Annotated in this window: 12 protein-coding genes and 1 pseudogene; all 13 read right to left on the reverse strand. The window is 67.9% G+C overall.

The genetic code is table 11. From position 1 onward, the window contains the following. Nucleotides 1–136 precede the first annotated feature (136 nt). The gene (locus tag ACIQTP_RS41345; RefSeq protein WP_403409879.1) at nucleotides 137–2,029 is read right to left on the reverse strand and encodes an ATP-binding cassette domain-containing protein; all 1,893 of its coding nucleotides are present in this window, start codon (nucleotides 2,027–2,029) and stop codon (nucleotides 137–139) included. A gap of 226 nt (nucleotides 2,030–2,255) precedes the next feature. Beyond that, nucleotides 2,256–2,798, reverse strand: a complete 543-nt coding sequence (locus ACIQTP_RS41350; protein WP_403409882.1) for a hypothetical protein — start codon at nucleotides 2,796–2,798, stop codon at nucleotides 2,256–2,258. Beyond that, on the reverse strand, nucleotides 2,798–3,580 hold the full coding sequence (locus tag ACIQTP_RS41355; protein ID WP_403409884.1) for an aldo/keto reductase: 783 nt from the start codon (nucleotides 3,578–3,580) through the stop codon (nucleotides 2,798–2,800). The genes ACIQTP_RS41350 and ACIQTP_RS41355 overlap by 1 nt, the downstream gene beginning before the upstream one ends. Further along, nucleotides 3,577–4,167 carry an AAA family ATPase gene (locus ACIQTP_RS41360; protein ID WP_403409887.1) on the reverse strand — a complete coding sequence of 197 codons (591 nt, stop codon included), beginning with the start codon at nucleotides 4,165–4,167 and terminating at the stop codon, nucleotides 3,577–3,579. The genes ACIQTP_RS41355 and ACIQTP_RS41360 overlap by 4 nt, the downstream gene beginning before the upstream one ends. Continuing rightward, nucleotides 4,164–4,772, reverse strand: coding sequence for an exonuclease domain-containing protein (locus tag ACIQTP_RS41365; protein ID WP_403409890.1), 609 nt, complete (start codon nucleotides 4,770–4,772; stop codon nucleotides 4,164–4,166). The genes ACIQTP_RS41360 and ACIQTP_RS41365 overlap by 4 nt, the downstream gene beginning before the upstream one ends. Next, nucleotides 4,769–5,107 (reverse strand): hypothetical protein, encoded by a 339-nt coding sequence (locus tag ACIQTP_RS41370; RefSeq protein WP_403409893.1) that lies wholly within the window; start codon nucleotides 5,105–5,107, stop codon nucleotides 4,769–4,771. The genes ACIQTP_RS41365 and ACIQTP_RS41370 overlap by 4 nt, the downstream gene beginning before the upstream one ends. A gap of 231 nt (nucleotides 5,108–5,338) precedes the next feature. Then, nucleotides 5,339–6,457 carry an ATP-grasp peptide maturase system methyltransferase gene (tgmC, locus tag ACIQTP_RS41375; RefSeq protein WP_403409896.1) on the reverse strand — a complete coding sequence of 373 codons (1,119 nt, stop codon included), beginning with the start codon at nucleotides 6,455–6,457 and terminating at the stop codon, nucleotides 5,339–5,341. After that, a complete protein-coding gene (gene tgmB / locus ACIQTP_RS41380; RefSeq protein ID WP_403409899.1) occupies nucleotides 6,454–7,401 on the reverse strand; it encodes an ATP-grasp ribosomal peptide maturase in 948 nt (315 codons plus the stop codon). The genes tgmC and tgmB overlap by 4 nt, the downstream gene beginning before the upstream one ends. After that, nucleotides 7,398–7,691 (reverse strand): putative ATP-grasp-modified RiPP, encoded by a 294-nt coding sequence (gene tgmA, locus ACIQTP_RS41385; protein WP_403409902.1) that lies wholly within the window; start codon nucleotides 7,689–7,691, stop codon nucleotides 7,398–7,400. The genes tgmB and tgmA overlap by 4 nt, the downstream gene beginning before the upstream one ends. A gap of 349 nt (nucleotides 7,692–8,040) precedes the next feature. Continuing rightward, a complete protein-coding gene (locus ACIQTP_RS41390) occupies nucleotides 8,041–8,169 on the reverse strand; it encodes a hypothetical protein (RefSeq protein WP_257016307.1) in 129 nt (42 codons plus the stop codon). Between the two features lie 62 nt (nucleotides 8,170–8,231). Continuing rightward, nucleotides 8,232–9,635, reverse strand: coding sequence for a glutamine synthetase family protein (locus ACIQTP_RS41395; RefSeq protein WP_403409905.1), 1,404 nt, complete (start codon nucleotides 9,633–9,635; stop codon nucleotides 8,232–8,234). Further along, nucleotides 9,635–10,414, reverse strand: a pseudogene (locus ACIQTP_RS41400) (amino acid permease); the annotation flags it as partial. The pseudogene ACIQTP_RS41400 and the gene ACIQTP_RS41395, both read right to left, overlap by 1 nt. Before the next feature lie 730 nt (nucleotides 10,415–11,144). Continuing rightward, nucleotides 11,145–14,846 carry a hypothetical protein gene (locus ACIQTP_RS41405; RefSeq protein WP_403409908.1) on the reverse strand — a complete coding sequence of 1,234 codons (3,702 nt, stop codon included), beginning with the start codon at nucleotides 14,844–14,846 and terminating at the stop codon, nucleotides 11,145–11,147. Nucleotides 14,847–15,212 lie beyond the last annotated feature (366 nt).

Genomic DNA, 15,212 nt, shown 5'->3' on the forward strand with positions numbered 1-15,212 from the left:
GCAGCACTCAACGGGAAGTAGCGGGAATCAGGCGAGCACGCAGGTCAGCGTCTCACCACGTCAGACCGCATCCCGTTACGCGTTCTTTCGCTGATGAAGCACGGCGAGGTCGACGCCCCGCCGTGACTCCTCTCGGTCAGCGATCCTTGGCCAGGGCAAGGAGTTCAGCGAACAAGCCGTTCCCGTATGCAAGTTCGTCGTACCGGCCTTGCTCGATGATGCGGCCGTCACGCATGACGAGGATCCGGTCTGCGAGACGGGTGTTCTCGAGCTGGTGCGTCACGACGATTGTCATGCGCTCGGCGGCGATGCGCTTGATCTCAAGGAAGATCTGGTGCTCGCCACGCGGGTCCATCTGCGAGGTCGGCTCGTCCAGGATCAGCAGCGGGGTCTGCCGGTACAGGGCCCTGCCGCACGCGAGCCGCTGCCACTGGCCTCCGGACAGCTCGGCGCCTCCAAAGAGTTCTTTGGCGAGCAGGGTGTCGAGCTGCTTGGGCAGTTTCTCGACCGCCTTCCGCATGCCGACAGCGTCGACGGCTGCCCACACGGGTCCGTCGTCGAAGGTTTTGGGCTGTCCGAGGGTGATGTTCTCGCGGGCCCGCAGGGGCCAGCAGGCGAAGTTCTGCGGGACGAGGGCGGTGCGGGACCACACGGAGTCAGGACGGGTGTCGGCCAGGTCGGTGCTGTCCCACAGGACACGGCCCTTGTCGGCGAGCAGGATGCCGGTGATGAGCTTGGCGAGGGTGGACTTGCCCGAGCCGTTCTCGCCCACGATGGCCAGGATCTCGCCCCGTCGCAGGGTGAGTGAGACTCCGTCGACGGCGGGTTCCTCCGTGCCGGGGTACTGGTACACGACCTCGTCGAGACGGATCTCCTCTACCCGTTCGGAGATGGTCAGCTCCCCGCGCTTGGGGACTCGTTCGGCGGCCATGTCGAGGAAGGACCGCATGTCGGCGAGGTACAGCGAGGTGTGGAACATCGCGGCGCCGTGGATGACGAACTGCGAGAGCGCGGCCAGGGTGGTCTGGACGGCGACCACCGCGGTGGCCGCGACCGGGAGGGCGACGCGGCCGGTGGTGGCGAGCCAGGCGAGGGTGGCCCAGGTACCGAGCAGGAACACCCCGCCGAGGGCGCTGCTCGCAAGGACGATGCGCAGCATGCGGGGCGCGGCGGTGAGGGTGCGCTCGTCGATGCGATCGGACAGGGCCCGGTACCAGTAGACGAGGTAGCTGGTCATGCCGTTCGCACGGACCTCGTCGCCGTAACGGGAGTAGGTGGCCCACCAGCGCATCATGGCCCGCACGTTGCGGTCGCCGACGTTGGCGTAGTGGGTCTCGTAGTCGACGCGCGCGGACAGCACGGCCCCCATGCCGGCAGGGAGGACGGCGAGCAGCAGCAGCGGCAGCATCATCCAGTGCAGCGCCGTGATGACGCCGCCCGCGGCGATCATGCGGACGACGGCGGTCATGAAGCGCTGGGCGTCCTGCACCATCATCCGTGTGCGTGTGACGCCGACCTCAGCGGCTTCCTGCCGGTCGGAGAAGCCGTCCTCCCCGTATGCGGAGGCTTCGACGCGGCACACCGCGGACACCAAGGCGACGTCCGCCTCGGTCATCAGCAGTGGGGTGATCCGCCCGTCGGCGTAGGAGGATAAAGCGCTGCTGACTCGGCCGACCGCCGCGGCCGCCGTGACGACGATGAGAGCGGGCAGGGCGGCATGCAGGCGTTCGGAGACCGCGCCGGCTCCGAGGATATGCGCCATGGCCTTCGCGGTGAACGCGAGGACCATGGCGGCCGCGGCTCCCGTGAGGAACTGGCAGGTGAGCAGCAGCATGACGGCGGGCCGGTCCACGGCCCAGGCCATGCGGGCGGTGTGCCCCAGCACGGACGGAAGCCGGCCGCACATCTTCGCAAAACTGGCCTCAGCCAGCGGGTTCTTGCCGTGTTCCCCCTCAAAGCTGATGGTGGCCGGAGGTGGAGGGGGTGGCGTGGAATCTTCGGGCGAGGTGTCGGTCACGGTCACCTGCATGCCTCCTCGGGGGTCCGCGCCGCACCTGGTTGGTCCGGCGGTGTCAGGCTCAACGAGACGGGGAGCGAGTCGAACGCGCTCGATTCCGGACGAAGGGCAGCGCCCGGAATCTCAAGGCGTCGAACGCGTGGTCGCAGTGCTGGACGGCCTCCGACGAGCTGCGAGTTGGCCGAAACGCCGAGGCTTGTTGCGCAGGTGACGGAAACAGAGGCGGCCCGGCATGCCTTCATGTGCCGGGCGACCTCTGCCCCCACCACTCTGGGGTGAGGTTTGGTGGTGCGGAGGGAAGGACAACGCCTCCTTCGATGTAGGCCGTCTCGCCGGTGGCCAGGGCCTGTAGCCCGACGAGGACCCGTAGCCGACCCTGCGTGGGAAGGTCGTCGATGACGCGCGCGGTGGGCAGCACACGCACTGTTGCCCGCGGATCGCGGTAGATCAGGTGACCGACGGCCTCGCGGGTCATCGGCGCAGTCGCCAGTACGTGCGTGATGACCTTCCTGCGCCGCGTCTGTGCCCAGTCCACGGCGACGCGGCGCAGCAGCCGAAGGCCGCCCGGGGGGCCGGAGAGGACGCGATGGGCGGCATCCTCCGGCGTCTGCCTCTCGTACACACCCCCGCCGGGCAGCACGAGCATGCCCCGCAGGTCGGCGACGGCGAGACAATCCGCTCCGACCGGCACCAGAAGAGAGACGCCGATCACCGGTGGCCGCCAGTTCTCGTACGGGGCCCGTATTCGGGGAGCGGCGACGGCCTGGGTGACTGCTGACATCACGGCCTCCCGCCGGCACCGACGGCGCTGACGATCTCGGCGAGATGGCTGAGCTGGCTGGTTGCGGGGATGGGGGCAACGTGCGGTCCGAGCTGGAGCAGCCAGGAAAGGGATGCCTCAAGTCCGGGGCCGCGCAGAAGGTTGCCCGCGTCGAGCGGCCGGTACGCCACGTACGGGATGCCGAGGTCCCGGCAGAGTTCCAGAGCCGGGTCGAAGTGGTCCCTCACGTTGAGGACGTTCTGTACCGCGGCTACGGTGATGTACTTGCCCGCGAGGCGAATGTCCTCGGATGTGACCTTGGACAGGCCGATGTGTCCGATCTTGCCCTCGCTCTTGAGGGCTTGCAGCGTGCCGAGTTGGTCCTCGATCGGCACTTGGGGGTCGATGCGGTGCAGGTAGCAGAGATCCAGGCGCTCACGGCCCAGTCGGCGCAGGCTCGCCTCGACGCAGGCCCGGAGATAGCCCGGGTGGCCGTGCGGAGCCCAGACGTTGGGTGCGGGGCGGATCATGCCGACCTTTGTGGCGACGAGCACGTCATCCGGGTACGGATACAGGGCATGCCGGATGAGGCCTTCAGCCGTGTGTGGACCGTAGGCGTCGGCGGTGTCGAAGTGCGTGATGCCGTAGGCGTTGACCGCTTGGCGCAGCACGGAGACCGCGGTAGTGAAGTCTTCGGGGTAGCCCCAGGTGCCGGGGCCGGTCAGACGCATGGTGCCGAATCCGAGCCGGGAGACGGTCTTGCCGGCGATGGTGATGGTGCCCGCGGGCGGTTCGATGCTCATACCGCCGCCCCTTTGAGGCTGAGCTGGAGAGCGAGTTCGATCGCGCGCGCTTGACTGTCGGTGTCGCTGGTGACGCGCTGGTGGGGGATCGCGTCGTCGGCCAGGAGGCCGTGGACATGCTGGTCGACCAGGCGACGGTATCGGGGATCGAGGGCGTGGCACTGGGCGATCGGGATGGACTCGTCGAGCACGGTGGCCAGGAGCAGGTCGTACTTGGGTGCCTGTGTCGAAGCCAGGAGCCGCAGCCTTTCCCTCTCCAGCCGGTGGGGGCGCTCGCTGCGGCTCTCCACGGCGGCGTTGAAGTACGCGACGGCGTCGAGGGCAGCACGGTCGGCAAGCACGACCCGGGCACCGTGCGCGGCTGCCGCGATCTCGTCGGCGATGCCCTGGGCGATGATCCACTCGGTGGAGGCCACGGTGTGGTGCCGCATCTTCGGCAGCCCGATCGCGGCAGCGCGTTTGCTGAGTTGGCCGGTGCGGGCCACGGCGAGGCCGTGGCCGCGCAGCTCCATCTCGATCCGCTTCAGCAGAAGAGTCTTGCCGGTGGAGTACGTGCCGAGTACGCCGATGCGGATGGGGTCGGTCACCACAGGGTTGGCTCCGTTTCTGGTTCGGGGGCGCCGGGGAGGCTGGGCGGGACTGCCGCGGTGATGAGCTGCTCCCAGCTCTCGTAGCGGTCGGCCATGGCGAGCAGGAGCTGTGCCGTGGCGTAGGCGTCGAAGGTCGCGCGGTGCCTGCCGACGCGTGGGGCGTTCGACAGGTCGGGCCTCACTTGCTTGATCAGGGCGTCGAGGGTGTACGAGGGCAGGGCCGTGTATGTCGCCTTGGCGAGGCGCAGTGTGTCGATGACCCCGGCCGGCTGCCACTTCGGCAGGTGACGGCTGAGCTCCCGGTAGTCGACGTGCGCGTTGTGGGCGCAGATCCAGTCCCTGCCCAAGAAGTCGTGGACCTGGTCGGCGAGCTCCGCCCATGCGGGCTTGTCCGCCAGAAGTGCGTTGGTCAGGCCGTGGATCCCGGCCGCGCGCGCCGTGACCGGGCGTTCCGGACGGATCAGCCACGCCCCGGCCGTGCTGGTGTCCGGCTGACCGCCACGGACAGGCAGGGCGGCAATCTCGACGAGGTCGGGCGGGTTCGTACCGTTGCCTTCGACATCGACGACGAGCACACGCTGCGGCCAGGACTGGAAGTTCATGGTGTCGGCGTTCCGTTCTCCGCCTCCCAGCCGATGGGGGCCCGGCCGTGCTGGCGGTAGAGATGGGGGTTGTTCCGGTCGTGGCACTGGAAGCCGAACACCTGCTGGAGGTAGTTGCGCGTCGGTCCGTCCAGGCCCTCCACGATGATGGCGCGTTCGTCGATCTCGACAGGCCCCGTCGCGCCGAGCGCACGCGCGTGGCGGGTGACCTCGGCCAGGTCGGGCTTGACCCACGCCTCATTGCACAACGTGATCTGTGCCAAGGGGCAGATGCTGCACACCTCTTGGATGCCGTAGTGGCCGTTGTAGTCGGCCTCTTGGTGGGCGAAGGCCACGCCGCAGCTCGTCTTGCGGAACAGGTGCCCGTACGGTGTCTCGGAGTTTCCGGGCTCGCGGAGTTCGATGACGCTTATGCGCGCTGTGCACGGACGGGCACGTTCGTTCCTGGTCGTCGACGTGGCCGGAGCAAGGCTCCGGACGAGGGACGTCGGACGATGTTCTGAGCACCGACGCCCGCCCCGGCTCGTCCGTCACAGGGGGCGGACGAGCGGGGCCGGCATGGGGGCCTACCAGTTGATGGTCTGGCCCTGCGGGGTGACGCTGACGGTGAACTCCTCCAGTGCCGGGGTGCCGGCCGCGTGCCAGCGGCCGAGCTGCTCCTCGACAGCATCCCAGAGGGCGTTGGGCCCGTCCTGTCGCACGATCCAGCGGCCGTCCTCCTCGTAGAGGGCAGCCCACGAGCCGGACTCGACGTCGACGAGAACGCGCTCGGTGCGCCCGTCGCGTTCCATCGTCAGGTGCTGTGCGTGGGGAGCTGCGATTTGCACGACGAAGCGGGACGTCCAGTCGTTTAGTGCGTCGGTTCCGATGATGGCCTCGCGCTCCTTGCCCTCGCTGAGGTCGGGGAGCAAGCCCAGCGCGGGCGGCAGGTGCGGGCGCGCGAGCATGAAGCTGACCTGACCGCTCAGCAGCGGCCCGGTTGCCGTGCCGTCGTCGTGGACGGTCAGGCGTGCGAGTTCCGACGAGCCGAGCCAGCCACCGATGGTCGTCAGGATCAGGCCACCGGGTCGGGTCTGCTCGATCCAGGCCGCAGGAACGGTGCGCACGCCGCAGGTAGCGATCACCCTGTCGTACGGTGCCCCTTCGGTATAGCCGAGGAGGCCGTCCCCGCTGACGAGCGTGGGGTACATCCCCCGTCGGCCCAGGGCTGTCCGTGCACGCGCGGCCACTTCCTCGTCGTACTCGATCGAGGTGACGTACCCCTCGCCCAGCCGCGCGCAGAGCACCGCGGTGGAGTACCCGGTGCCGGTCCCGATTTCCAGCACCTTCGACTCCGGCTCGACCTGGAGGTCCTCCAGCATGCGCACCACGAGAGACGGCAGCGTGCTGGAACTGGTCGGGTCCCGCATGATCTGACCGCGGATGTCCGCGGGCATGATCGTGCCGGCGATCTGAGTCACCAGGGACTCGTCCTCGTAGCAGGCTTCGAGCCAACCGGCGTCGCCTTCCAGGACGGGTGCCCATGCCGAGGGCACAGCGCCGTCCACGCGGCGGAAGAACCCGGTCCGCAGGAACTCGTGTCGGGCGATGGTTTCGACGGCACGCTTCCACGGCTCCGTGCGCAGACTGCCGTTCGCCGTCATGGAGTCGATGAGTTGCTGGTGGAGCTGCGCTTGGTCGGTCACGACGTCCTCTCCAAAAGGTCTGCCAGGGCTGCGCACATCGGCAGACCGGTCTCAGCCTCCAGCCAGTACCACTGACCGGAGGGGTTGCACTCCAGGAACCACCATTGCCCGTCTTCGCCTACGCAGAAGTCGAAAGCCCCGAAAACGAGCCCGAAGCAGTCCAGGTAACGGTGAAGCGCCTGCTCAACCTCTGGCGGTGGCTCCACGGGGGTGTAGGTCAGGCGGTCGTAGTCGGTGCGCCAGTCCAGGACGTCGGAGTTGATGCGGACGCAGAACACCTGGGAGCCGATGATGGTCACGCGCGCGTCGGCTGTCTTGGGGACGCGTTTTTGGAACAGGTGGACTGTGCCGGACACGCTCTCGTCGATGTCCTCGGCGGTCACCTCAGTGATCCTGACGACGGACGAGACGCCGTCGATTCGGTACACGGGGTTGTGCAGTGGCTTGTAGATGACCGAGTCGTGCCCCTTGACGAAGGCCCTGGCGGCGTCGGGGCTGGAGGTGATGAGTGTGGGCGGTACCAGGAAGCCGGCCTTTACCGCCGCGGCCAGTCCGGACGGCTTGAATTCCGCGTCCCCGATGCGGTGTGGGTGGTTCACGTAGAGGCAGCCGGGAAGCGACGCCAGCACTCCACCGAGTCCATACCTGGCCTGGGTGATGGCGAACCGCGCATCCTGCTCACTGAGATGTGGGAAGGCGAAGCCGGTCGGACGGCGGTAGTACAGGGCGCGGACGCTGGCCAGGTCAGCGATACGGGACGGGGTGGTGAGTCGCCCCCGGACGCCTTGCGAGGTGATCTCGGCCTCCACCGACAGTGATGCGGGGAAGTCCCCCGAGTCGAGCCGCACGACCGGGATGCCCCGGTCGTGCAGCTCGCGGATCACCACGTCGGCGGTCGGGTCGTGCAGGCTGGTGACGACCAACACCGGACGTGGGTCATTCACTGGTCGTTGTCGCTCCCCGTGTCGGTGTCCTGGGTCCCGCCGTTGCCGTCGGGGCTGGTACCCGTGGACGGGCTGGTGCCGGTGCTGGTGCCGTGGCCCGGCATTTCCATGACCTGGCCAGCGGTGTCGTAGAAGACGGCGGTCTGGGTGACCGGGTCCAACTCAGCCCTGGCGTACTCGGGGGCCGTCGTGGGGTAGGGCGCCATCCGGCTCGCCCCCCACGGGGACGGGGTGATGGTTCCCTGCGGAACCGCGGTGCCGGTGGGCAGACGGTCGGAGTGGACGAACATGCGTCTCCTCTGTGTCGCAGTGATGAAACCCACCTGGTCGGCGGGTCAAGGTCATACCAACAGGGCGGCGCTGGGGCCCGCCGGGGGGACGTAGCCCCAGCGCCGTTTCCGCCCGCGCCAACTTTCGTGTCCTACGGGCGGAGCTTGTGAACTGCCCGATGGCCACGGCCGGACGGCATCCGGGCCACCGGGCAGGGTCTATGCGGCCTGCTTGCGTGGATGAAGCTGTGGAGTCCCGGCGCGGACGGCTGCCATGCCGCCCGAAGGGAACCGGGGGTCGCCTGGCCCTCCGCGCGAGGGCCTCCGCCCGGTGCCGACACCCCCTCATGCGGCGGGCACCGGGCGGGAGTCATGCGGTGAAGAGAGCGAAGTCGATGTCGTCGTACACAGCGAGTTGCCCCCACGGGTTCACGCCGGAGCTGAAGCGCGCGACTTGCTGGGCAAGGGCGAACAGCACGGTGGCCGTGAGGCGGTCCAAACGTCCTGAGCGATCGGCAGCGGCAGTGCTGGGCCAAGATCTCTGTGGCACAAGGGAGGAGGTCAGGCACGGAGGAACCCCCGCTCCAGCTCTGCATCAGTGACGCGTTCGCGATGCGCGTCGATCTCGTGCTGCGTGGCGTAGGCGTAGTGCCGCACCACGGCCGCCCCGAATGCGCTCTGTGCGATCTTGCTGTCGTCGAAGTCGGCCAGGGCTTCGACGAGGTCGCGTGGCACGGAGAGCGCGTCGGCCTCCTGGTAGGCGTCGCCGGTGGTGTGGGGCGGCAGTTCGGGCTCGGTGGTGAGGCCGTGGTGGATGGCGGCGAGGGTGGCGGCGAGGGCGAGGTAGGGGTTGGCGTCGGCTCCGGGCAGGCGCACCTCCAGGTGTCTGCCTGCACCGTGGCCGGTGACGCGGATGGCGCAGCTGCGGTTGTCGTATCCCCAGGTGAAGCGGGTGGGGGCGAACGAGTGCTCGGTGTAGCGCTTGTAGGAGTTGGCGTGGGGTGCGTACAGCGGGGCGAGGTAGGGCATGGCGGAGATCAGTCCGGCGATGGCCCGCTGCATCGTCTCGGGCAGCTCTTCTTCGTCTGGGCGGGTGGCGAACGCGTTGCGGTAGTCGGCGACGTCCAGCAGGGAGAGGTGGATGTGCAGGCCGCTTCCTGTGCCGGTCCGCGGTGCGGCCATGAACGTGGGCGTCATGCCGCGCCGTTGCGCGATATGCCGTACGGCGTGCTTGTAGACGGTGTACGCGTCGCAGGCCGTCATCGCCGGCCCGTAAGGGAACGTGATCTCCAGCTGTCCGGGGGCGCCCTCGGTCTTGACCGATTCGACTGGCGCTCCGGCGCCGCGCAGTGCGTCTTCCAGGTGCTGGAAGAAGTCGGTGAGGGCCGGGGGATGGTCGAGGGCGTAGTCGAGGTTGTGGAAGGCTACGGGCTGAAGGCCCCGGTATCCGACCGCGTGCGCGTGGAGCGGGCTGCCCTGGTAGAGCACGAACTCGCTCTCCAGGCCGACGCGGACCTCCAGCCCGAGGGCCGCGAGCTTGTCGAGCTGCGTGCGGAGCATGTGGCGCGGGGCGATCTCGAGCAGCTCGCCGCCCTCGTCGGCGACGTCTGCGTGGATGAGGACGGCGCCGGGCAGAAACGGCAGGACGCGGATGGTGTCCTGGCTGGGGATGACAGACAAGTCGCCGTACCCGTCGTCCCAGCCGGTGAGGTCGAAGCCTTCCAGGGGGGTCATGTCCACGTCGGTGGCCAGGATGTAGGCGCAGGCCTCCGACTTGGCCAGCATCCGGCCCAGGAAGACGGAGGCGCTCAGACGCTTGCCCTTGAGCCGTCCCATCATGTCCGGGACGGCGAGCATCACCGTGGTGATCTCTCCGCTGTGCACGGCGGCGCGGAGCTCGTCGGGGGAGAGAAGCCCCGACAGGTGTGGCGCCTGGTCGTACCGCTTGATGGCCTGGTCGTTCATCACACCACGTCCCTGGCAAGGGCGGTGTTCTCGGCTTCGCTGCCGAGGGTGGGGATCTGGTAGTCGCGCTTGCCCTTGGTGATCCACATGAGCCAGGCGAGGACCAGGACGACGGCCAGGGCGACGCCCGCGTAGTTGAACGACTCCGCGGTGATCGGCGAGGCCTGGGGCAGGCAGAACACCACGGTCAGGATGGTCACGTAGGTGACGGAGATCCAGCCGAGGGGCTTGCTCCAGCGGCCCAGGTGCCACGGACCGGGCCGGAAGCGGTCACCCACGCGCAGGCGGAGGTATACCGGGATCGCGTACGCGGGCGTGATCCCGATGACGTTGATCGCGGTGACGGCGGCGTACGCGGTCGGCGAGTACAGGCTCGGCAGCGCCAGGACCAGCGCGACGCTCACGGACAGCCACACCGCGGCGATGGGGGTGCGGGTGCGGTGGCTGACCCGCCGCCATGACGAGGAGAACGGCAGCGCCCCGTCACGCGAGAACGCATACACCATGCGGCTGGCGGCGGCTGTCTCCGCGTTGCCGCAGAACAGCTGTGCGACGATCACCACGAGCAGCAGCCCCTTGGCGACGCCGGTGCCCAGGACGTCGATGAAGATCTGCGCCGGAGGCACGCCCGTGCTGGTGCCGAGGGTGCCCGCGTAGTCCTGAACGGCGAACAGCATGCCTGCCAGGAGCACGAACCCGGCGATCCAGGAGTAGCCGATGCTGCGGACGATGCCGAGCGGGGCCGCTATCTGTGCCCGGGTGGTCTCCTCCGACAGATGGGTGCGACTTCTCATTATGGTGTCATCAGTAGTTCTCACCTGGGTGTCATGAGTCTCTGCTGGTCAGCATCCAGAAGCGATGACACCGGCTGAGAATTGTTGGTGACATCGCGTGAGAATCCCCAGCGCGCTGAAATGAGAGAGCCATAAGGGTGATGCCATGACCAGCAGTTTTATCTTTTTGATCTTGCTGGGTGAGAGCTGTGGGTGGTGTCTGAGAGCCGCGAGGGCATGAGTAAGGAGCAGGAACGCCTGCTTTATTGTGTGGCCGTCGCTGTTGCCGCTTGTGGCTCGTCATGACGTCTGCGGTGAAAAGCTATCGGCGCCGCTCACCCAACTCCGGGCTGGCTACAGACCTCTACGCGCGGGGGAGGGACCGCATCGAGCGTGGAATCGGAATGCCTTCACATGGATAAGCCCCCACGAACGTGGGGAAGAGGCACCGCAGCCCTTCGCCGTGGGCAACGACCTGGGCAGACCCCCACGCGTGTGGGGAAGACAGTCCATCACATGCCGCTTTCGCGGACTTGTTGGACAGACCCCCACGCGTGTGGGGAAGACCCTTGCGCACCTGCTGTTTTGGAGATCGGTAGGGCGTATTTTGCTCACTTTACATGATCTGGCCGTGCTGGTGAGGGCTGCTTCCTGGCGGCGGTCGCCTTTGGTGGTTCGGCTTGAACTGCGCGACTCGTAGGTGGATTTGGGATTGTCAGTGGCGCGGTAGTTGCGCTTACCTGTGGGGTTTCTTCCGTTGGGCGCGGGTTGACCGGCGGGGTTGCTGGCGGGCTGCAGCCGACGGCCGGTGCTGAACGGAGGGTGTGGGCTGGAGGCGGACGAATACGAGTCCTGCGGCGAGGAGGCCGTTGTCGCTGGCGCTGTTGATGTGGCGGCCTAGTTCGGCGGGTGAGGCCATGAGTCGCCGGTGCGTGGGGGAGTCGTGGAGGGCGAAGCCGTAGCCGAAGTAGACCACCGCGCTGTGGCGGGAGCGGGCCGCCTGTCGCCATTGGCTGGAGGCCTGCACGGTCGCGCGGGCGATGACGGTGCCGTCGTCGTGTTCGAGGGTCAGCTGCTGGCCGGTCAGCACGAGCGTGAGGTGCTGGGGGGAGATGAGGGTGGGCTGCGGTCCGGCCAGTCGGCGCAGCCCTTTGTCGCAGGCTCGGTGGACCTGGAGCTCGATGGACTTGCCAGTGTCGGGGGAGGTGGCGCCGACCATCTTGTGGGGTTGCAGGATGACCAGAGCCTTCGGGCCGGGCAGGAACTTTCGGGCTTCCGGCAGGAGGAGGTCGATGGTGGAGCGTCCGGCGAGGCTGCCGTAGACCGGGTCCGTGGACAGCGACAGCACCGCGTGGCAGCGGGCTGCCTCGTAGGCGTCTTTGACTGCTGGATCCCGGTCGAGCATGGGCAGGCCGGTGGTCAGGATGGCATCTCCCTCCTCCTGGTAGCTGCGGTGCACCGTCTCACCCATCACGGCCGACAGCCGCGGCATCAGTCCGGAGTAGATCCGCTCCCACACGTTGTCCGGGTCGTAGGGCTCGGTGAACGTCTTGTCGTTGAGCTGGCTCATCTGCTCCAGGAATCCTTTGTCCTGGGAGCTTCCGTTCATGGCCCGCCAACTGTCGTGCACCACCTGGAGCAGGATGAACCGGGCCTCATCGGTGGTCGTCTCGAGCGCCGGATTCTCGGCGATGCCGGTTTCCTCCAGCAGCCGTCCCAGCAGTTCCACTGCACGCTGCTCTCCCTGGGTCACCCACGTCCAGGCGCAGTGACAGCCGACGTTGTGCACCAGGTGGTGCAGGGCGAATCCGTACAGTGTGCGGGGGCCGGCATAGAGTAGGAAGTCGCTCAGCGCGGCATTGGCTTGCTCCCACTTGTCCTGTAGGACGAGCGCCTCGATGAGGAGGCGTTTGAGGTCGGCCGTGACCCGCGACCATGGATCGGTGCTCCTGGCCAAGGCTGCTGCTGCGGCGTGTTCGGCGCGCTCGCCTTCGCTGTGTCCCAACAGGTCCTGGATGGCGAGGAGGTCTTTCGTCGCCTGCGTTGACTCGGTGGGGGGCAGGGCATCTGCCAGGGCACGGAAGTCCTCCAGCAGATGCGCGAGCGCAGGGTCCGGCTCGTCGCGCAGGTGCCTCTGCAGGATTCGCGACGCCTCGGCTGAGAGGTGGGCGACGGGCTCGGGCAGCGGACCGTCGAGCCGGCGGAGGTAGGCCAGTACGGGAAGCAAATGGGCAGCAACGCGGTGGCCGGCGTCGGCCTGCTTGCGCAGCTGGGTGAGGTGCGCGAGCAGGATGTGCGTTTGGGCGGCCAGTCCCTCGTCCGGGTCGCCAGCTCGTGCCAGCCATTCCAGCTCCAGCTCCAGCAGGGCGCGGGCGGCGTCGTACTGGCCGTGAGCATGGTGAAACGCTGCCAGATTGCCCATGAGTAGGGCCGTGTACCCGTCGGCGGTGTGTGTTGAGCGGATGTGCCCGACCAGCGCGGTGGCGTGCTGGGCCAGTTCCCAGGACCGTTCGGCCTGCCCGGAGAGCAAGGCCCCGCGCAGCCAGCGGTCGGTGTGGCAGGCCACGTGCGCCAGACCCGCAGCTACGTCTGACTGCGACAGCCCCAGGTGTCGGGCCAGGATGTCCTGCAGCACCGCGTTCATCGACACGGTGTCCTCACTGCCGGGAAATACCTCCTTGCGGGTCGGTAGCGGCTCGTCGTACCGGACAAGGGAGACATCGGTCAGTTCGCGGATGACCTCGCGCACCGGGACCTGCGCCTCGTCGAACACCACCCATCCGGGAGCCGGCGGCAGGTCTGTGGGGCCGACGAACGCGCTCGCCAACGCTAGATGCACCGGCGCCCGGCGCGGAGCGAGCCAGCACAAGGCGGCCACCGTGGCCAGGGTTGGCTGTAGCAAGCCACGGGAGCGGGCACTGCTGATCAGCCGCTCGGTGCTCAGCGCGACGGCCGCCGCCAGCGTCCGCGGATACCCGGCAGGCACCAACCGCTCATCGTCCGCGGCCCGGTGGATCAGCGTATTCGTGTAGGCGGGAAGCCGGTCCACGCCGATACCGCAGGTGACCAGATAGCCGCAGGCCACCTCGATCGCCAGCGGCCAGCACTCCAAGACCTGGGCCAGCCCGGACAGCGACGACGCGTACTGCTCAACCTGGCCCTCACTCAAGTCCAGCCGCAGCTGCAGCAAGCGGAGTGCTTCCTCGTTGCTCATTGGGCTCAGATCGATGCGCCCTTGCACACCGTGCCAGTGGCCGCCCAGAGTGGTGACAATGACCCTGCCCCGCCCGCTACGTGGTATCCAGGCACGGGCCACGGGCGCACTGGCGTCGTCGAACACCATTAGCCATGGCCCCGGCAGGGACTGCAACTCGGCATGCACCCGCTCGCGCACCAGCCGCGGATCCCGCACCTCGGCCGGTTCCTCACTGCCGGTCAGATGTGCCAGCACGCGGGCAAACGACGCGACCAAGGCCTCCTCGCTCTCGGCGTCTACCCAGAACACCACGTCATAGCGGAAGGCCTGATCAGCGATGTGTGCCGCGGCCAGGCTCGACTTGCCAAGTCCCGACAGCCCGGTGATGACACACGTTCGGATGCCCATGGCGCCGTCCCCACCGGAAGAGAGGATCTCTCCGATCCCATCGACGAGATCCGCGCGCTCAACCTCAGGAAGGGGCGGCATCTGTCCGTAGACGATCCCGAGCTCGTGCCGGCCGACAGCTGAGATCAGTTCCTTGTCGCCGACCAGCACCGACCGGCGAAACTCCCGCACGTCCCAGTGCGCCAGGTCAGGGTCGGCCGCCCGGCGCATGACCTCGGCCACCAAATGGCCCAGCACCAGCCCCCCGGCCCTGTGCGACAACCCCTGCCCGGCACGCTCCCGTTCGGTGCGCAGCGCATTGTGAAGATCCTCACGCAACTGCCCGTCGCTGCGGCCATCGAACTCGATCCCCGCACGCCCCAGACGTTCCCAATGCTCCTCGGACAGAGCCTGGCAGATACCCCACACGGTCGGCGCCCGAACCAGAAGCTCCCGCAAGTCCGCTTTGAGCAGAGGAACATCACCGCCATGACGGCGCAACACCTCAGCCAGCCGCAGACATCCTTCGTCCGGCGCAGCCGAGGTGATCAACCGGTACTGCTCGGCCTCGAAACCGGTGACCAGATGCACCAGCACCGTCACCGCCTCTCGAGCCTTCACAGACCGCCCCGCTCCGGCGCTCTTCACCTGCACCGCCATCAGCGAGTGGCCAGCGGCGTCGGCCAGATCGAAATCGACCGAATCCGTATGCTGGAGCGACACCGCGTTCCCGGGCCCCTCGATACGGCACACAGCTGCTTCGCCGTTCCGCACACTGGCCAGCAGTGCTTCCACAGTGCGCAGATACTGGTACTGGAATCCGCGAGCAGCAACCCGCCCACCGTCGAACGCCACGCAAACCCCCTGCGTTGAAGCCGACTTGTCGCCGTAAGACTAGGCACGGGGTCTGACAACGGGTGTCCCACAGCAGGATCTGCGACGGCTTTCGGCCTCAGGTGCCCGCTGCAGGCTCACGCGCTATGGATAGGCCCCCAACTGCGCGGGGAACACGCGGTGGGCTGGATCGGGTGGGCCCAGTTCACCGATAGACCCCCACGAGTGTGGGGAAGACAGCACGCTCTGCACGGTGCCCGCAAGGGTGGCGGATAGACCCCCACGCGTGTGGGGAAGACATCGACTACGGCTGCGCGCTGTTCGTCGGAGCGGATAGACCCCCACGCGTGTGGGGAAGACCTGATGACGAGCTCCTCCGTGGCCGCG

Origin of the sequence: Streptomyces sp. NPDC090798 (assembly GCF_044768965.1) — a bacterium.
Lineage (GTDB): Bacteria > Actinomycetota > Actinomycetes > Streptomycetales > Streptomycetaceae > Streptomyces.